Source organism: Mycobacterium ahvazicum (assembly GCF_900176255.2).
In the GTDB taxonomy this organism is placed as follows: domain Bacteria; phylum Actinomycetota; class Actinomycetes; order Mycobacteriales; family Mycobacteriaceae; genus Mycobacterium; species Mycobacterium ahvazicum.
In genome coordinates, this window is record NZ_FXEG02000006.1 from 307,390 (window position 1) to 325,867 (window position 18,478).

Below are 18,478 nucleotides of genomic sequence, written 5' to 3' on the forward strand. Positions count from 1 at the left end.
ACAAATGGTTTGTGCCGTTGTCGGGATCGGCCGTACCGAGTACTCCCGCAACTCCGGCCGCACGACCCGCGGCATGGCCGTGGCTGCTTGCCGCGACGCCATCGCCGATGCCGGACTCACGGCGGCCGATGTCGACGGTATCTGCACGTTCATGGCCAACGACTCCGAACAGCCGATCTACGTCGGCTGGGCGCTGGGCATCGACGAATTAGCCTGGGCCAACGCAATGTATGGCGGCGGCAATCTCGTGGCTGACCAAATCGCCACTGCTGCCGCGGTCATCGAGGCTGGTATGTGCAAGGCCGTGTTGGTGTATCGGTCGCTTAACGGACGCTCCGGCTATCGGTTCGGTCACATCGAAGGACCCATGCGGGTCCAGCACCACGACCAGTTCGACACAGCCTCCGGTTTCATGGTGCCGCCGCAGTGGTTCGCGATGTGGGCACGTCGGCACCAGCACGAGTTCGGCTCAACCAGTGAAGATCTTGGTCAGATCGCGATCACTCAACGAAGGCACGCGGGCCCCAATGAGCATGCGCTGCGACGCGAACCGCTGACCATGGATGACTATCTCGCAGCCCGCTGGATCAACGAGCCGTTCCGCGTACTGGATTGCACTTCGGAGGTTGACGGTGCGGTGGCGGTGCTGATTGTCGGCGAGGACATCGCCCGCAATACCAAGCAGCCCCCGATGTGGCTGGTCGGATCGTCGAATTCGCAGGGCGGCGCCGGTTGGAGCGAGTGGGACGACCCAACCGAGATGTACTCCCGCACAGCGGGTCCCAGAATCTGGGAAAAGACAGGCCTGAGTCCATCGGACATGGACGTGGCCTGCATGTACGACTGCTTTACTTATACGGTGATGGCCACCATGGAGGGCTTCGGCTTCTGCGAGAAAGGCGAAGTCGGCAAGTTCTTCTCGACCGGGCGCGCCACTTACGGCGGTGACGTGGTGGTGAACCCGCATGGAGGGCTGCTGTCCGAGGGCTACATTCACGGCCTCAACCACCATTACGAGGCTGCACTGCAACTCCGCCACGCCGCTGGCGTGCGTCAGGTCGACGATGCCCAGCTCGCGCTGGTCACTGCCGGTGGAGGGCCCTTCGGTGGCGCCAACGTCTACAGCAGGGAGAAGCCATGACGAGTCCAGCGCTGGCGGCACCGATTCCGGTGCCTGACCCCGATTCGGCGCCCTACTGGGAGGGTCTGAAGAACGGTTCGTTGATGTTGTGCCGCTGCGACGACACTGGGAAATGGATCCATCCGCCGTTGGAACGCAGCCGGTACACCGGTGGCCCCGTGCACTTCGAGGAAGTCAGCGGGGACGGCACAATTTTCAGCTTCATCGTCGTGCGCCAGGCCCTCGTTCCCGGTCGGGTGCCCCCGTATGTCGTCGGGCTCGTCGAACTGGTGGAGCAGCCGGGCCTGCGGATCAACGCGGTCATCGACGCGGATCCAGCCGACGTGCGAATCGGGCAGCCGGTGCAGATGCGCATCGTCGACCTCGGTGACACCGGTTATCGCATACCGGAATTCGTGATCAAGTAGCCGACCGCGATGACAACTGATCAAAAGCCCACCGGCGCGGTTGACCGCCGGGGTTCGGCAGAAGGTGCGCACAGGCCGGAACACGCAGCGACGCAGGTTCTTCCGCTGCATCGGTGCACTTCGGAGCTGAGTCACGAGGTCGGTGGAAAGGCTACCGGCCTCGGGGCGCTGATCAAGCAAGGTCTGTCGGTTCCGCCAGGGTTTGTCGTCACTGTGAGCGCCTACCACGAGGCCGTTGCCGCCGCAGGAGTCGCGCCACGCATCGCGGAAGTACTGGCGACATCGGGCACCGACCGGGACCGGTCGGCGGCAATCATGACGCTGTTCGACCAAGTCACCCTGCCGGAGAGCCTCGCTGCCCAAGTTGTGGACGCTTACGCCCAGATGGGTGGCGGGCCGGTAGCGGTGCGGTCCAGCGCGATTGCCGAAGACACGGCCGAGGCGTCGTTTGCCGGTCAGCAAGATACCTATCTGTGGATCGAAGGTGCTCCCGCGCTGCTGGATGCCGTTGTTCGTTGTTGGGCAAGCCTTTTCACACCGCGGGCGATCGGGTATCGCCGGCGGTTGAACGTGGCTTCCGATGATGTGGCGATGGCGGTGGTTGTTCAGCAAATGGTGCCGGCAGTCGCAGCAGGCGTGACGATCACGTTGGAACCGGTGACGGGAGACCGTGGCCAGATCTACACCGCGTCAGCCTTAGGCCTGGGTCAAGGCGTGGTCAATGGCGACGTGGAAACCGATAGCGCCTGGGTCGACAAGGCCCGCTTGTGCTTGCGCAAGCGGGAGATTGCGCGCCAGACTCGCGCTCATCGGTACGAAAGCGGGGCGGTCAGAATTGTCGATCTCGCGCCCGGCGAGGGTGATGCACCCAGCATCGATGACGACACGCTGCTCCAGGTCGCCCGCCTCGCCCTACAAATCGAGCAAAACGCCGGGTACGCCGTGGATGTTGAGTGGGCCGTGGACGCCGACGGCGAGGTTCATCTGCTGCAGGCCAGACCGGAGACCGTCTGGAATAACCGATAGGCCGAACTTAAAGGGCGCGCCGACGATGGTGCTGTTTCTCAGCTCAGCAACTTGCCGGTGCCGAGATCCGCGTAGGCCTCGGCGAAGCGGCCGAGCACAGCGCGCACGACCTCGACGGAATACATCTGATCGGGCGTAATGGCCCACATGCAGAACCCCCACGCCGGGCTCTGCCGATAGGCGGTCCACATCTGTTCGCGGTCCGGCACCGACGAGACGCCGGCGTCGAGCAGGCGCCCGCGGTAGTTGTCGAGGAGTTCGCGCTCATGCTCGCGACGCGTTGCAGGCGGCAGCGCGCCGATCAAGGCGTAGCCGACGTCGTGGGACCACGAACCCCGTCGCACCAACTGCCAATCCAGGAGCCCCACGCGGCCGTCCGGTAGAACGTACGTGTTGCGTGGGTGCGGATCCCCGTGCAACAGCGTGATCGGTTCGTGAGCCACCCGGTCCTGCAGGGTCCAGAACGCCGCCTCCATGGCGTCCATGTCGGCGCCGGTTTTGTTGAGAAGCTCCCGCTTATAGGGAATGTCGACGAACGCGCGGATGATCGCGAAACCGTTGGTGCGCAGGAATTCTGCGAACCCGCCGGTGACGGGATGCTGTAGCCACGCCAGGTCGCCGTGTCCACCGAGCCTCGGATTCGCCCAGAACGGGGCGTGCACGCGGCTCAACGTCGCCAACAGCTCGTCGACCTGCTCGACAGGCAGACCGGCCACCGCGTCGGGCACCTGCGCTCCGCGCATCGTGATGTCCTCGCCGATCACCATGAACTGGGACGGGCCGTCGAGATGTTCAGCGAAGTAGGTCGTCATGGTCTCGACGTCGAGGTCGTCGCGAAGATTGCGATAGAACGTCGTCTCGTCGTCCAGTAGAACCGTCCCGCCGCCGCCCTCCGACAGCGACTCGTCGACCGCGGCGGGAAGATCGTGCACCGTACCAAGTTGTGTCTTGACGAAAAGCTTTGATGGCAAGTCGGTGTCGCCATCGGCGTAGTCCACGTCGAGGTGGATGTGTGAGGTGGTCCCTTGCCAGGTGCTCTGGACCCGGACATCGGTGACCGTCACCGCGGGCCGGTGGCGACGCAGCAGCGAGGTCAGAACGGCCGGCGTCAGGTCCTCGGGAGAGCGCAGCGTGATGGGCAAGGCCTGGCTGGTCATATCGCGTCCTAACCGACGGTTTGACAGTTGACTGTCACATTAGCAGCATCTGGCCCAGCGGATCGATCAATTCGTGACGGGGCGAAACAGCGGCAACCACACGCGACTGTCTTCCTCGCCCGAGAGCGCGGTCCAGTCTTCGAAGAAAACCTCGACGGCCATCCCAACGTGGATCTCGTCCGGGGAGACGTCGACCACGTTGGAAATAAGCCGGGTATCGGGCTCCTCGGCAAGCTCTACCATCGCCACGATGTAAGGCGGTTCGTAACCGGGAATCCAATTCTGGCGGTTGACTGTATACGCCGCCACGGTGGCTCGCCCCGAAACGGGTTCCTGCGCAACGTGAGTGCTTCTGCAGCGCCAGCAGGCCGGCCCGGGCGGGTGGAAGAAGTGGCCGCAATCGTGGCACCGGCTGATCAGCAGCTCGCCGTTACGGCCGCCCGTCCAGAACGGCCGCGACTCGGCGGTCGGACTAGGTGCCAGGCGCAACTGGGGGCGTTGATAGGTCATGATCCGGCCAACGATCTGCCGATGACCAGTCGCTGAATCTGGTTGGTGCCCTCGAAGATCTGGGTGATCTTGGCTTCGCGCATGTAGCGCTCGACACGATAGTCCCTCGTGTAGCCGTAACCGCCAAATACCTGGACGGCATCGGTGGTGACTTTCATGGCGGCGTCGGTGGCGATCAGCTTGGCCACGGAAGCGTTGCGCGAGTGGGGCAGTCCCGCGTCGCGTCGCCGCGCCGCGTCCAGGTACGTAGCACGCGCGGAGTCGACTGCGGCAGCCATGTCGGCCAACAGGAACGCCAGGCCTTGATGATCGATGATCTTGCGGCCGAACGTCGACCGTTGCTGGGCGTAGGAAACCGCCTCGTCGAGCGCGGCCTGCGCCAGCCCGACGGCTACCGCGGCGATGCCCAGGCGGCCCGAATCCAGTGCACTGAAGGCGATCTGGAGTCCTTGTCCTTCCGCGCCGATCCGACGTTGCTCGGAGACGAACGCATTGTCGTAGTGTGCCGTCGTGGTCGGGATGGCGTGCAGGCCCATCTTCTCCTCGGGTTTGCCGAACGTCAGGCCGTCGGTGCGCTTATCGACCAGAAAGCACGAAATACCCCGTCCGCCTTCGCCTGTGCGAGCGAATAGGTTGTAAAAATCAGCTATGCCGCCGTGGGTGATCCAGGCCTTGGCGCCATTGACTCGGTAACCGCCGTCGGTCGCGGTGGCCTTGCAGGTCAGGGCGGCGGCGTCGGAACCGGCCTGCGGCTCGGACAAGCTGTAGGCACCGATCTTGTCACCACCCAGCATGGTCGGCAGCCACTGCTGTTGTTGCTCGTCGGTGCCGAACGCGATCAACGGATGGCAGGACAGCACATGGACACTGACAGCCACAGCGACCGCGGCCCACCGGGCGGCCAGTTCCTCGAGAACCTGCAGGTATACCTCGTAGGGTTGTCCGCCGCCGCCCCACTCCTGCGGGTGCGGCAGCGTCAGCAGCCCGGTCTCACCCAGCGTCGCGAAGACACCGTCGGGATAGGTCTCGTTCTTCTCGTGCTCGTCGACGATCGGATCGAGCACCTTGTCGGCGACGTCGGCGGCCAGTCGGACAAGTTCGCGTGCTTCGGGTGTCGGCAGCAGGCGCTCGACGGTCATGGACTCACGTCCTGCCACTGGCAATCGGTCAATTCCGCCGAGATCTCCCATAGCCGTCGCGCGCTGTCCGCATCGCGCGCCTTGTCTTTGAGCTTGGTCGGCTTCGGTGTGCCCCACTGGTGCATCAGGCCGCGCGGCGCGATGTAGGTGCCGTTGGGCAAGGTGGTGGTGATCGCCTGAATGGTCGAGCGGGCCCCGTCGGCCGGGCTCTGCGCAATGCGCGGCGAGAGCACTCGTCCTGCCCACTGCAGTGCACCCGAACCGTTGCGGGTGATCCCGGTGTCGGTCATGCCGGGATCCGAGGCGTAGGCGATCTTGCCGCGGGCGACCAATTCCCGCACGAAGAGCAGGTTCGCCAGTTTGGATTCCCCGTAGGCCGACCACGGGTTGTAGCGGCGATGGTGGTAGTTGAGGTCGTCGAAGTGGATGCGAGCGGTGTTGTAGTTGGTGCTGGCCACTGCCACGACACGGTCGCGGATCCGGTCGCCGAGCAGACATGTCAGCGCAAAGTGGCCGAGGTGGTTGGTGCCCATATGAGCCTCGAAGCCGTCGGCCGTGCGGGTCAGCGGCAAACCCAAGACGCCGGCGTTGTTCACCAGTACGTCGACGTAGTCGACGGTGTCGGTGAACTTGCGCACGCTGGTGAGGTCGGCCAGATCCAGTTCCCGTACCTCGACATCGCCGGGCATCGACGCGGCGGCTTGGTACCCCTTTGCCGGGGTCCGGCACGCGATGATCACTTCGTGGCCCGCGGCGGCCATGGCGTGCGCGGTCGCCTTACCGACGCCACTGTTTCCGCCGGTGACGATGATTCGCACGTCGGCCGCGCCCTCCTTCGTGAAGATTCACGTAAACAGTAAACTATTTATCGTTTTGAGGAAACGGTCGGAAGAGGTGCTGCGAAAATGACGTGGCTCGAGCGGCTTTGCGCGGTCCACGAACGTAGCGATTGTCCCGCGGTCATCGGTGACGGGGGTTTCGTGACCGGCCGGGAATTGATCGGCAAGAGCGTCACCGCCGCGGATCTGCTCGTCGATCTCGACGTGCAGCCAGGTCAACCGGTCCCGGCTTTACTGACCACCAACGCCGACGCGCTGGCACTGCTATTCGGCGGTGCCGCCGTCGACAGACCGCTGGCTCCGCTCGGGCCGCGGCACACCTCCGCAGAACTGGCCGAGACGGTGCGTCGAAGCGGCTCGGCGGTCTTACTCGCCGAGGCCGCGTTCGCCGAGACGGCTCGCCACGTCGCCGACGCGGTCGGGATCCGCGCGGTGACGATACCTTGCTTGCCGGTGTCGAGGCGTCCGCTCCGTCCGCAACCCGGTCCCACAGCGATTTACTTGCACACCGCGGGAACCACCGGAGTTCCCAAGCGAGTTTCGCTGAGCGAGCGAGTGCTTGACGCGCGCGCCGCGCTGTTAGGTCGCTTGATCGGCATTGGCCCCGACGACCGCTTTGCCACCGGTGCGCCGCTACATCACATCGGTGGTCTGGGCAACATCCTGGTAGCGCTTAGGGCCGGGGCGGCAGTTATCTGTACCACGAGATTCTCCTTCGACTGGTGGCGCAACCTGAAGCAACTTCACGCCACCCACTGCCTGCTCGTGCCGAGCATGATCGAAATGTTGCTCAGCGAGGGACTTCTCGACGCGGTTCCGCTCGATACATTGATCTATGGCGCCTCGCCGATCAGCGTCGACACGTTGCGACGCGTTCTCGGCGTATTGCCCGACGTCGCGATCGTCAGCCTCTACGGCCAAACCGAGGGCAGCCCGATCACCAGCCTGAGCCCTGACGATCATCGCCTAGCTGCCGCCAAAGATCCCGACGTTCTATCCACCGTAGGTCGGCCGGTGAGCGGCCTTCGTCTGCACATCGACGAGCCGGACCGGGCCGGCATCGGCGAAGTATTCGCCTCCGCGACGCACCTTTCCGTCCAGGCCGCCGACGGGTGGTTGCACACCGGCGATCTGGGTGTGGTGGATGCCGACGGTTATCTCCGGCTTTGCGGTCGTCGGCATGACATGGTGGTTCGCGGTGGGGAGAACATCTATCCCCTGGAGATTGAGAATGTGCTCAGCACTCACCGCGCGGTTGCCGCGGTCGGCGTGGTGGGCGTGCCGGAGGCCCGGCTAGGGGAAACCCTGGCCGCGTTTGTCGTGCCGGCCGATTCGGCTCATCCGCCGCGGCCCGAGGAACTAGGTTCGTTCGCCCGCGTCACGCTGGCAGGATTCAAGATCCCGAGTTACTGGTACACGGTCGCCGAACTGCCACTCAACAGCGCAGGCAAGCTCGATCGTGCCACCCTTCGCGCAACACACCTGAAGCGTCAGGGCACCGGATGAACGTGAGTTTGGTGCGCAGGCACCCAGGCGTGCAGTTCTTCGGCGAACTCATCGCTCGCGTCCTCCGGCGTACACGTCATCCCGGCGACGGTGAAACCGCTAGATCGTATCCGTTATATAGTTTAACGTCTCCGTGTATGCCGATAGCCGCGCGAAGCCTGGTCGGATCAGCACGTCGACAGAGGACCACTTTTCGTCGATCGCTCGTCGCCGTGATTGTCGCCGCAACTGCCGTCAGCGGGGTCCCGCTGGCACTGGCACCGCCGGCGCGTGCGGTACCGGCGCCCGAGGTCGAGTATGTCTACGACGTGGTGGTGCGGCGGCATTACGGCTTTCCGAACAATGACGCGCTTGCCTACGGCCACGGGATCTGTGACAAGGTCGGCGGGGGCGAAGCGTACGGGCAGATTATGGGTGACGTGAAGAGGGACGTGACCCCCAACGATGAGTTCGCGGCCAATTACCTGGTTTCGTATGCGGTCAGCTTGCTTTGTCCTGCGCTGATATGGCAGCTGCGGAATTCAGCCGCTGGCTACCAACCGCCGGGCGGAGCAGCCGCGCCCGGTACGTATTACTGACGCAGGCCTCTGGCATACCAGCGCCCGGGGTGCCGGTAAAGCGCCGGATTTCAAATCCCTTGAGCCGCCGCCGCCGTGACCATCATCAGCGAGTTTGGGGTTGCGCCATAGCGTCCCAGGGGGCGGACTTTATTCATGGATATCGGAGGATATCCACGATCAGAGTGGCGGTGTCGCACTGGAGGTTGCTTATGATCGTGCTGCAGCAGAATGACTTTGAACCTCGACACCAGCACGTCAGTGCGGTGCACTAACCGGACTCGACCAAGCCTAATATCAGGTAGTTCTTGGAACAGACTCGAAACGCATTGGCTTGAAGGGAAGAGTTTCCTGAATTTCGTTACGGCAAAGTTGTCTGCTGCTCGAAGAGACGCGAATTTCGTCGTAGGCGTGTGTTGGGAACCAAGTCCTTGATGATGGCGTTGCCGTACTTGACCGTGTCAACCTCCCAAGAGATGCTCAAGACCTACGCCGGCGGAGGCGTCTCCGAAAGTAGAAACGCTATACACATTCATGTCGTACAATCACAATAGTGTCAACAGTCATGCGGGCGCTGTGGCGATAGGAGCGACGTGACGAATGAGAAGACGGTGCTCGTTGATCGGCGAGCTGACCGCACGTGGGCGCGGTTGCACCGTCCGGCGCAACGCAATGCCATTGACGCTGAAATGGTTGACCAGCTGCACGACCTCTGTGCTGAACTGGAACGCGAGCCCAAGATGCTGGTACTGACCGGAGGCAGCGAGGGAGTGTTCGCTGGTGGCGCAGACATTGGCCAGCTGCTTGAGCGCCGCAGCGACGACGCGCTAAAGGGTATTAACCTCAAGCTCTTTGAGCGTGTCCGTTGCCTCCCCATGCCCACGGTAGCCGCAATCGATGGTTGGGCGTTGGGCGGTGGTGCTGAGCTGGCCTACGCCTGTGACATCCGGCTGGCCAGCACGCGCGCGAAATTCGGACAGCCCGAACCTCGACTGGGCATTCTTGCCGGGGCGGGCGCTACGTTTCGGCTGGTCAGGCTGCTCGGAGAGAGCGTGGCAAAACAGATTCTGCTTGCTGGGCACACGCTCGATGCCCACGACGCTCTACGACACGGGCTGGTCTTGGCTGTGACCGAACCGGAGGACTTGTTCTCAACCGCCGACGGGGTGGTCGATCGCATGCTGATGAGTTCGGCAAAGGCGCTGAGGCTGTCCAAGCTCGCGGTCGACGCGCCCGCCGCGGCCCACCCTCACGTCGATCTGTTGGCGCAGGCGGTGCTGTTCGAGGACGCCGAAAAGTTCGCGCGCATGGGAGCATTCGTCGACGGCAAGGGCGGAACGGAGCTGCGGGCCACGTGATCAGTGAGACACTCACAGCATTGAGAACGGCGACTAATGGAGGTTGCAGGTGGCGATAGCGCCGGATGACGGCGGAGAGGCGCCGGGAGCCACCCCCGCGGTCAGCAGGCGCCGTGAGGTGGGGGAGGGCAGCGCGCGTTCGTTGCTGACGACGATCCTCGGTGAATTCGTCTTGCCGTTCGGCCAGCGGGTGTGGACGGCAACCCTGGTGCGTTCTCTTGCACTGGTGGGAGTCGAGGAGGGCTCGGCGCGGCAGGCGTTGTCGCGGATCGCCGCTGAAGGGTGGCTGACTTCCGATCGGGTGGGTAGGCGCGTGCGGTGGTCATTGACCGATGCGGGGCGGGGACTGTTAGAGGAGGGAGCACACCGGATCTATTCGTTTGGTTCTCGGGAATTGTCGTGGGACGGCCGATGGCTCGTTGTGTTGATTTCGATCCCGGAGTCGATGCGCGCGTTACGGCACAAGGTGCGAACCCAATTGAGTTGGGCGGGTTTCGGTTCCCCTATGCCTGGGGTGTGGATTTCGCCGCGCACCGCGGCCGCGGCCGAGGCCAAGGAAATCCTTGGTGGGCTAGACCTGTCGGATAAGGCGCTGTCATTTGTGGCCGAGTACGGTGCGCTGGGGAACCAAAACGACATGGTGTCGGCGGCGTGGGACCTCGGTGAGGTCGAGCGCCACTACGAGGCATTTATCGAGGAATTCTCTGGCTTGTCGCCGCGGTCTGCCGACGACATCTTGGTTGCGCAGATCCGCCTGGTTCATGAGTGGCGCCGGTTCCCGTTTCTGGATCCCCAATTGCCGCGACTGCTACTTCCTGCCCACTGGAGCGGTACCGCGGCGACATCGTTGTTTGAGGCCAAGCACGCCGAATGGCGGGAACCGGCCCGGCGGAGATGGAGTCAGTTCGCTGCAGACGGGGATTGACCGATCGATCGAGGGCCGTTGCCCCGCCGTACAGGGAGCGGCAGGTCATGTCCAGGCCCGATGGTGTCGAGTTCGAGGCGAGAGAATCCCGCGGCGATCAGGTAGCCGAGGTAGCTGCGCGGCATACGGTGCGAGCAGAGGCAGAACCGGCGGTGAGCTCCTCAACCAACGCGGCGCGGTGCTCGCGAACCCGGCGCTGATTGATGTAGGCCTTGTCAGTGATTTCACCGGCATCGAGATCCGGTGGCGAGGTGAGGATCAGCACTCGTTCGACCTGCTGGGCGGAACCGCCGGCCTCGGACGCCAGCCGATCGAGTGCAGCGGTGATCTGGGCACGTAGCTGGTCTTCCGGCGCGCCCTTTGCATCGACGCGCTCGGCGTGGTCGGCGTGCAGCCAGGCCAGGGCACACACAAAGTCAGCACCCTCACCACATATCACGGCGTCGGCTAGCAGTCCGGCACAAGCCGACAGCAGCTTGGGACGCACCACCCCAACGGTGACGAAGGTGCCGGTGGACAGCTTGAAATTTTCTGCGAGCCGTCCCCCGAAGATGAAACCCTGATTAGGGTCGAGCGGGTCGACGAGTGATACCGCGTCGCCGGTGCGCAAAAAGCCTTCGTCGTCGAAGCAGCATTGCCGCAGGTCGGGACGGCGGTAGTAGCCGGGTGTGACGTTCGGGCCGCGCACCAGCAGTTCATATTTGGTCTCGGTGGGCACCAGCTTTATCTCCACACCGGGCAGGGGCACGCCGATGGAGTCGCTGCGGGTGACCTCGAAGTGGGTCGTGGTCGCCGCGGGCGCCGTCTCGGTCATACCCCACGAGGTGGTAATCCGCATGGTGGAACCCTGTTGGACGGCGAGCGTCTCGAGGCGATCCCATAACTGCTGCGGCAGCGCGGCTGCAGCGGAGAATGCCACCCGCAACCTAGCGAAGAACCGCTGCGCTGCCGCTGGGTCGTTTTCCAGCATCGGCAGAAGCGCGGCGTAGCCGGCCGGGACGTTGAAGTAAACGCTGGGAGCCACATCGCGCAGGTTGTCGATGGTGTGGTCGATCAGCCCAGGGGCTGGCCGGCCGGCATCGATCCACAGCGTTCCTCCGTTGACCAGCACCATGTTCACGTTGTGGTTGCCGCCGAAGGTGTGGCTCCATGGCAGCCAGTCCAGCAGTGTCGGCGCCTCGGCGGCCAGGAACGGCCACACTTGACGCATCTGCTGCTGGTTGGCTGCAAGCATGCCGTGGGTGTTAATCACCCCTTTGGGCATCCCGGTGGACCCCGAGGTGAAGACAATTTTTGCGATGGTGTCCTCGTTGAGCGCCGCTAGGCGGTCGACTATCGCGGGGCTCGGCTGGGTTTCGATGTCGGCGATGGGGGTCGGGCCCGCCTCGCTGGTGCTCGCACTGATCAGCAGCCGGCCAGAGCCGATGGCCTGCAGCGCGCGGGCATAGCGGGCATCTTCGGCAAAGACCACCGCTGGGTCGCACACCTCGACGATGTGGCGCAACTTGGCGTGATCGGTACTTTGCAACGAGTAGGCGACACTCGCCGGTATGACGGGGCTGCCGATGGTGTAGCCGGCCAGCGTCATCAGCAGGTGCGCCACGCTGTTGTGCGACACGATCAGCAACGGCAGCCCGGCGACTCCCCGATTCAGCAGACCCTGCGCGATCGCGTCCACGCGCGTGCGGGCCTGCCCCCACGTGCATTCTGACCACGTCCCCTGGGCCTTCTCGGCGACCAGAATCCGGTCGGGATGCCTCTCGCTGCCGGCGTGGAATGCGTGCACGATGCTGGCGGGATAGCTGCGCAGCGGCTCGTGTGAGGCAATGACCACACTTCCGTCAGGTCGATGATCGGCCGTGACGGCCGGGCGTGCGAACACCTGATCAGGCATCTCCCCGACCCTCGTTGCTGTGTGCGACATCCCAATACTCTACAATGGCGTTGCGTTTGTTAAGATAGTTGTCGATCATTAAGGACGGGTTTCGGTATGGGCGCAGCGATCCCGCTTGGCGCGGCATGGACATCCCCTTTCGCGAAGTGGGGCGGCGCCTTGGCCGAGGTGAGCAGCCTGCAGTTGGCCGCCGCCGTCACCACCGCCGCTCTGGACACGCGCGGCCTCGACCGGGATGAGCTGGATTCACTGGTGCTGGGGTGGACCATTCCGCAGCCCGACATCTTCTACGGAGCCCCGGGCCTGGCCGCCGCGATCGGGGCTTCTGGCATCGCTGGCCCGATGGTCAGCCAAGCATGTGCCACCTCTGTGCTGGCCCTGCGCACCGCGGCGCGAGAAGTCGAATCAGGTGGCGCGGCTACGACATTGGTAGTTTTGACCGATCGCACGAGCAACGGGCCCCTGCTGGTCTATCCCCAACCGGGGGCCAGCGGGGGTGCTCCGGCTACTGAGCACTGGGTGCTGGACTCGTTTGCCCGAGACCCGCACACGGGAGAGTCAATGCTGGCCACAGCCGACGCTGTGGCGCGCGAAGAAGGTATCGAACGCGCCGCACTAGACGATCTCGCGGCCTTGCGGTACGCCCAATATGCTGACCGTCCAATGGATCTTGATCACATTGTCCCCGCGGTGATCGAGCGTCGTCGATCGACGATCAAACTGACCGAGGACGAAGGTGTGCAGCATTCGACACGGGAGTCGCTAGGCCAATTGCGCCCGGCCGCCCCGGAAGGCTCGCACAGCTTCGGCAGTCAAACCCATCCCGCTGACGGCGCTGCCGGGGCAATCGTCACCAGCCCCGCGCGGGCTCGTGAGCTGTCCCGCAATCAGGGAATCGTCGAATTGCTCGGGTTCGGCGAGGCCAGGGTTGAAGCTGCGCGGATGCCCAAAGCGCCTGTGCCGGCCGCCAATCGGGCACTTGCAGCGGCTGGTGTGACCATTTCCGACGTCGACCTCGTGGCTACCCATAATCCGTTCGCGGTCAACGACGTCTATTTCGCCACCCAGACCGGCTTCCCGCTCGACCGGATGAACGTTTTCGGCTGCAGTCTGGTGTTCGGTCATCCGCAAGCGCCCACTGGGATGCGGTCGATCGTCGAGTTGATCTCCGCCCTGCAGCGGCGCGGCGGCGGAATAGGGTTATTCACAGGATGCGCCGCCGGCGACGTCGGTTCGGCAGTAGTGATCAAGGTCAGCGACTGAGAACGTCGCGTGGTGACGCTGCTGGCTGACGTGCTCGACACCGCGAATCCAGACCATCATCGCCGATGGCCTCCTACCTAGGTCAACGAGGTCGTCGACAGAGTATCCAGCAACTCGCGCGCGACCGCTGCGCCAACCGACCTGTTGCGTCGCGTGTGGGTGACATCGAGATCCGCGGCGATCACGTGCCCACCCGAGCTATTCCAGCCGCTTCCCAATCCGAATGGGTCGCCAACAACCCTCGATAATCGTGCCGCATTGTCACAGCTCAACAACTGCCTCCGCAGCTCGCGCAGTCACCGAATGGCGCTGACGCGCAGCGTTTTAAGGCAGGTCAGCACATATCTCGACGTTGACAAGCTATCATCCGCCAGACGAGCATTCTGTACAGAATAATTGCGTATCGTGACAAAGATGTAGTAGTTTGGTCGTCAGCCGGACGCTGCGCCGATTTCGAGGAGGAACCTATGGCTTTTCTTGCCACCGACATCGAGCAGAGAGCCGATGTCGTAGGACACGGCGGCCCACCGACACCGGAGGTCTCGTTTGACACCCATCCCGCTCGGTACCGGCATTGGAAGCTTCGCCTCGACGGTGAGCTGGCGTGGCTGGTACTCGATGTCGCTGAGGATGGCGGACTCGTCCCCGGCTATGAGCTGAAACTGAACTCCTATGACCTCGGCGTCGACATCGAGCTCTATGACGCGACCCAGCGGCTGCGCTTCGAGCACCCCGAGGTCAAGGCGGTCGTGGTGACCAGCGGCAAGGAGAAGGTGTTCTGTGCGGGCGCCAACATTCGTATGCTGGCCGCCTCGCCACATGCGTGGAAGGTGAACTTCTGCAAGTTCACCAACGAGACTCGCAACGGCATGGAGGACGCCTCAGCCTATTCGGGCCAGACTTATCTGGCGGCGGTCAATGGCTCATGTGCGGGCGGCGGCTACGAGTTGGCGTTGGCCTGCGAGCACATCCTGCTCCTGGATGACAACTCGTCGGCAGTGTCCCTGCCCGAGGTGCCGCTGCTGGGCGTGCTGCCGGGCACCGGCGGGTTAACCCGGGTGGTCGACAAGCGTGGGGTCCGCAAGGACCGCGCCGACGTCTTCGCAACTCGCTCCGACGGAGTGCGGGGTAAGACTGCGCTGCAGTGGGGATTGGTCGATGAACTGGCCCCGCCACGCCATTTCGAGCAGGCCACGCGCGAGCGCGCCGAACAGTTCGCTACCCGCTCGAAACGTCCCTCGCACGCACGAGGCATCGCGCTCACACCGCTGAAGCGCACCACCGGGGCCACCAGTCTCGTCTATGACTACGTCACGGCCGAATTCGACCGGGCCAATGCTGCGGTGACCATCACCGTGCACGGCCCCCGCGCCGCGGCACCGGCGGACATGGACTCGGCCGTCGAGCAGGATAGCGACTTTTGGCCGCTGGCAGTTACTCGCGAACTCGACGACCTGATCCTTCGCCTGCGTACCAACGAGACTGCGTTGGGCACCTGGATTGTGCGCACAGCCGGGGACCCCGACCTGGTCGACGCCTATGAGCAGCTGCTGGTGACGATCGCCGATAATCACTGGCTGGCCAACGAAATCCTGTTGTACTACAAGCGGGTCCTCAAGCGCCTGGATGTCACCAGCCGCAGCCTGATCGCCGAGATCCTGCCCGGAAGTTGCTTTTCGGGGATGCTAACCGAATTGGCGCTCGCCTGTGATCGGCAGTACATCCTCGACGGACCTCCCCTGGACGACGAGGACAGCGGCGAGCGGGCAAGCCTACGGCTGACCGCGGCCAACTTCGGCGGGTTCCCCATGGGCAACGGCCTTTCGCGACTCGAGTCGCGGTTCTACGGGCACAACGATCATTTGACCAGACTGCGGGACAACGAGATCGGTACTCAGCTCACACCGGCACAGGCCAACGAGTTGGGGCTGGTGACTGATGCCCCCGACGATATCGACTGGGAAGACGAGATCCGCCTCGTTATCGAGGGCCGTGCCGCACTCTCACCCGACGCCTGCACCGGCATGGAGGCCAACCACCGCTTCGTCGGGCCCGAGACCACAGAGACCAAAATCTTTGGCCGACTCTCTGCCTGGCAGAACTGGATCTTCATCCGCCCCAACGCCTCCGGTGCCGAGGGCGCACTGCGCCGATACGGCACGGGTAAATCGGCAACCTTCGATAGGAAGCGGGTCTGAGCACCATGACCACATCAATCAACTACGGGGACAAAATCCCCAACAACGTCGATCTGTCCTCGGATCGTCGGCTGCAACGCGCGCTGGAGGGCTGGCAGCCGAAATTCCTGAACTGGTGGGGCGAGATGGGGCCTGCCCTAGAGACCCATGGTGTGTACTTGCGCACCGCGGTCGCCGTCGGCCGCGAAGGATGGGCGCACTTCGATCACGTCAACGTTCCCGACTACCGGTGGGGCATCTTTTTGGCCGAACCCAAACCTGACCGGCGTATCGCGTTCGGTGAGAATAAGGGGCAACCGGTGTGGCAGCAGGTTCCCGGTGAGCATCGCGCCGACTTGCAGCGACTCATCGTGGTGCAAGGTGACACCGAACCCGCCTCGGTCGAGCAGCAGCGGCTGCTCGGCCTGACCGCTCCGTCGCTCTACGACCTGCGAAACCTGTTCCAGGTCAACGTCGAAGAAGGCCGCCACCTGTGGGCGATGGTGTATCTGCTGCACGCCTACTTCGGCAAAGAGGGCCGCGCGGAGGCCGAGGCCTTGCTGTACCGCAATTCCGGCAGCCCCGATTCGCCGCGCATTCTTGGCGCATTCAACGAGAAGACCGCCGACTGGCTGGCGTTTTACATGTTCACCTACTTCACCGACCGGGACGGGAAGTATCAGCTGGGCACGCTGAAAGAAAGCGCGTTTGATCCGCTGTCACGTACCTGCGAGTTCATGCTTAAAGAAGAAGCCCACCACATGTTCGTCGGCACCACCGGAGTCGACCGCGTGGTGACTCGCAGCGCGGAGCTGGTCCAGGACCACGACACCCTCGATATCGCGCCACACGGCGGTATCCCGCTAGAGATCCTGCAGAAATACATCAATTTCCACTACAGCGTGTCGCTGGACCTGTTCGGCAGCGAAACGTCCACCAACGCCGCGAACTATTTCACGGCCGGCCTGAAGGGACGCTGGCAAGAAGAGCGTCGCAGCGACGACCACCAGCTGGTCAACGACAGCGCCTTATTGGACATCCCTAACGCCGATGGCACGTGGAGCAAAGACGAGCTCTCAGCGCTGCTGGCGCTGAACCTCGACTTGCGCGGAGAGTACATCAGCGACTGCCAAAGCGGAATCAAACGGTGGAACAAAATCCTGTCCGACAAGGGCATCGATATGCAGTTCACACTTCCGCATGTCGGATTCAACCGAGCCGTCGGCGTCTACGCAGACCACCACATCAGCCCGACAGGGACCATCCTGGACGCGGCCGCCTGGAAGCAGGCTGAAAATAAGTGGCTGCCCACCGACGAGGATTTGACCTTCGTGCGATCGCTGATGCAGCCCGTCTACGAGCCGGGCAAGATCGCCAGCTGGGTCGCCCCACCCGTGCAAGGAATCAACGGCCAACCGTTCGCGTACGACTACGTGCACTTGGCCTGAACCACAGCAGGCCACCGGTCAGCGACTCGCCCGTCCACAGGCCAGCACGCGCACACCGTCTCAGCACCCATTGAGCAGGAGAGCAGACATGCCCACCGCAGAAGCGCTCCCGGCAGCCGATGTCGATACCCTGATCATCGGCGCCGGACCCGCCGGCTTGTTCGCCGCCTATTACGCGGGCTTTCGCGGCATGTCCGTGTCGGTGATGGACTCGCTGCCCGAGCCCGGCGGCCAGATCAGTGCGATGTATCCCGAAAAGCACATCCGCGACATCGCCGGCTTCCCGGCCATTCGTGGACGCGAACTCGTCGACCGGCTCCTCGAACAGGCAGCACCCTATGAACCGGCCTATCTGCTCGGCCAGTCAGCACACCAGCTGCAGCGCCACGAAAATAATTCTGCCCCAGCGGTATTCACCGTCACCAGTTCAGCGGGCGTCACCGTGCATGCCCGATCGATCATCGTCACCGGCGGCATCGGGAAGTTCACCCCACGTCCGCTGCCGGCCGCGCAGGCCTACACCGGCGAGGGCCTGGCCTACTTCGTGCGCCGCCTCGACGACTACGCCGACAGCGATGTGGTGATCGCCGGCGGCGGCGATAGCGCATTCGACTGGGCCCATGCGCTGGGCCCGATCGCCCGCTCGGTGACACTCGTGCACCGGCGCGACACCTTCCGCGCACACCCGGCGACAGTGGCGGCAGTCACCGCATCCGGGGTCGAGGTTTTCACCAACGCACAGATCCGAAAGATCCGCGGCAACAACGTGGTCCACGGTGTCGAGGTCGCCACCGATGACGGCACCGTCCATGAACTGAGCTGCCAGCGCATCGTTGCCGCCCTAGGCTTCACGGCCAACCTCGGCCCACTGCTGGAGTGGGGAATCGACATCCGCAACCGGCGACACATCGTCGTTGACTCCACGATGCAGACCACCGTGGCAGGCATCTTCGCCGCCGGAGACATCAACGACTACGACGGCAAGGTGCGCCTGATCGCCGTCGGTTTCGGCGAGGCCGCCACCGCGGTCAACAACGCCGCGCACTACATCGATCCCAAACAGCCAGTGTTTCCAGGACATTCGACCGACACGGCGCCGACGGCAATACCCGCCTGAAATAGGAAGGACAC

At 63.8% G+C, this 18,478-nt stretch carries 16 protein-coding genes; 11 read left to right on the top strand and 5 right to left on the bottom strand.

Annotated features, from left to right (window positions below):
• The first annotated feature begins 4 nt into the window (after positions 1 to 4).
• Genes MAAFP003_RS28555 through MAAFP003_RS28565 form a run of 3 tightly spaced genes read left to right on the top strand, consistent with a single transcriptional unit; the run spans position 5 to position 2,574 of the window.
• Entirely contained in the window at positions 5 to 1,141 is a 1,137-nt protein-coding gene (locus MAAFP003_RS28555) for a thiolase C-terminal domain-containing protein (protein ID WP_036473876.1), read from the top strand.
• Positions 1,138 to 1,548, top strand: coding sequence for a Zn-ribbon domain-containing OB-fold protein (locus tag MAAFP003_RS28560; protein ID WP_036473878.1), 411 nt, complete (start codon positions 1,138 to 1,140; stop codon positions 1,546 to 1,548). The genes MAAFP003_RS28555 and MAAFP003_RS28560 overlap by 4 nt, the downstream gene beginning before the upstream one ends.
• A gap of 9 nt (positions 1,549 to 1,557) precedes the next feature.
• Entirely contained in the window at positions 1,558 to 2,574 is a 1,017-nt protein-coding gene (locus MAAFP003_RS28565; protein WP_051641705.1) for a PEP/pyruvate-binding domain-containing protein, read from the top strand.
• A gap of 38 nt (positions 2,575 to 2,612) precedes the next feature.
• Here the strand turns inward: MAAFP003_RS28565 and MAAFP003_RS28570 are convergent, their stop codons facing one another.
• The 4 genes from MAAFP003_RS28570 to MAAFP003_RS28585 form a co-directional block, all read right to left on the bottom strand.
• Positions 2,613 to 3,731, bottom strand: coding sequence for a phosphotransferase (locus MAAFP003_RS28570; protein WP_036473881.1), 1,119 nt, complete (start codon positions 3,729 to 3,731; stop codon positions 2,613 to 2,615).
• 66 nt (positions 3,732 to 3,797) lie between these two features.
• Positions 3,798 to 4,241, bottom strand: a complete 444-nt coding sequence (locus MAAFP003_RS28575; protein ID WP_036473883.1) for a Zn-ribbon domain-containing OB-fold protein — start codon at positions 4,239 to 4,241, stop codon at positions 3,798 to 3,800.
• Positions 4,238 to 5,380 (bottom strand): acyl-CoA dehydrogenase family protein, encoded by a 1,143-nt coding sequence (locus MAAFP003_RS28580; protein WP_036473885.1) that lies wholly within the window; start codon positions 5,378 to 5,380, stop codon positions 4,238 to 4,240. The genes MAAFP003_RS28575 and MAAFP003_RS28580 overlap by 4 nt, the downstream gene beginning before the upstream one ends.
• On the bottom strand, positions 5,377 to 6,198 hold the full coding sequence (locus MAAFP003_RS28585; protein WP_036473887.1) for an SDR family NAD(P)-dependent oxidoreductase: 822 nt from the start codon (positions 6,196 to 6,198) through the stop codon (positions 5,377 to 5,379). The genes MAAFP003_RS28580 and MAAFP003_RS28585 overlap by 4 nt, the downstream gene beginning before the upstream one ends.
• An 87-nt stretch (positions 6,199 to 6,285) precedes the next feature.
• Between MAAFP003_RS28585 and MAAFP003_RS28590 the strand changes: the two genes are divergently transcribed.
• From MAAFP003_RS28590 to MAAFP003_RS28605, 4 genes are all read left to right on the top strand, one after another.
• Positions 6,286 to 7,725, top strand: a complete 1,440-nt coding sequence (locus MAAFP003_RS28590) for a class I adenylate-forming enzyme family protein (protein ID WP_084953681.1) — start codon at positions 6,286 to 6,288, stop codon at positions 7,723 to 7,725.
• A 212-nt stretch (positions 7,726 to 7,937) separates the two neighbouring features.
• Complete coding sequence (locus tag MAAFP003_RS28595; protein ID WP_036473889.1) at positions 7,938 to 8,303, top strand: DUF732 domain-containing protein; 366 nt, start codon at positions 7,938 to 7,940, stop codon at positions 8,301 to 8,303.
• 572 nt (positions 8,304 to 8,875) lie between these two features.
• Positions 8,876 to 9,640, top strand: a complete 765-nt coding sequence (locus MAAFP003_RS28600) for an enoyl-CoA hydratase/isomerase family protein (RefSeq protein WP_036473891.1) — start codon at positions 8,876 to 8,878, stop codon at positions 9,638 to 9,640.
• Between the two features lie 49 nt (positions 9,641 to 9,689).
• A complete protein-coding gene (locus tag MAAFP003_RS28605; RefSeq protein WP_217809329.1) occupies positions 9,690 to 10,565 on the top strand; it encodes a PaaX family transcriptional regulator in 876 nt (291 codons plus the stop codon).
• Positions 10,566 to 10,662: 97 nt separating this feature from the next.
• Here MAAFP003_RS28605 and MAAFP003_RS28610 read toward each other — a convergent pair whose 3' ends face one another.
• Positions 10,663 to 12,459, bottom strand: coding sequence for a feruloyl-CoA synthase (locus MAAFP003_RS28610; protein WP_165796521.1), 1,797 nt, complete (start codon positions 12,457 to 12,459; stop codon positions 10,663 to 10,665).
• Positions 12,460 to 12,555: 96 nt separating this feature from the next.
• Between MAAFP003_RS28610 and MAAFP003_RS28615 the strand changes: the two genes are divergently transcribed.
• From MAAFP003_RS28615 to MAAFP003_RS28630, 4 genes are all read left to right on the top strand, one after another.
• On the top strand, positions 12,556 to 13,722 hold the full coding sequence (locus tag MAAFP003_RS28615; protein WP_036473892.1) for a thiolase family protein: 1,167 nt from the start codon (positions 12,556 to 12,558) through the stop codon (positions 13,720 to 13,722).
• Between the two features lie 467 nt (positions 13,723 to 14,189).
• Positions 14,190 to 15,920, top strand: a complete 1,731-nt coding sequence (gene boxC, locus MAAFP003_RS28620) for a 2,3-epoxybenzoyl-CoA dihydrolase (protein ID WP_084163680.1) — start codon at positions 14,190 to 14,192, stop codon at positions 15,918 to 15,920.
• A 5-nt stretch (positions 15,921 to 15,925) separates the two neighbouring features.
• The gene (boxB, locus tag MAAFP003_RS28625; protein WP_036473893.1) at positions 15,926 to 17,347 is read left to right on the top strand and encodes a benzoyl-CoA 2,3-epoxidase subunit BoxB; all 1,422 of its coding nucleotides are present in this window, start codon (positions 15,926 to 15,928) and stop codon (positions 17,345 to 17,347) included.
• Positions 17,348 to 17,435: 88 nt separating this feature from the next.
• Positions 17,436 to 18,464 carry an NAD(P)/FAD-dependent oxidoreductase gene (locus MAAFP003_RS28630; RefSeq protein WP_036473896.1) on the top strand — a complete coding sequence of 343 codons (1,029 nt, stop codon included), beginning with the start codon at positions 17,436 to 17,438 and terminating at the stop codon, positions 18,462 to 18,464.
• Positions 18,465 to 18,478 lie beyond the last annotated feature (14 nt).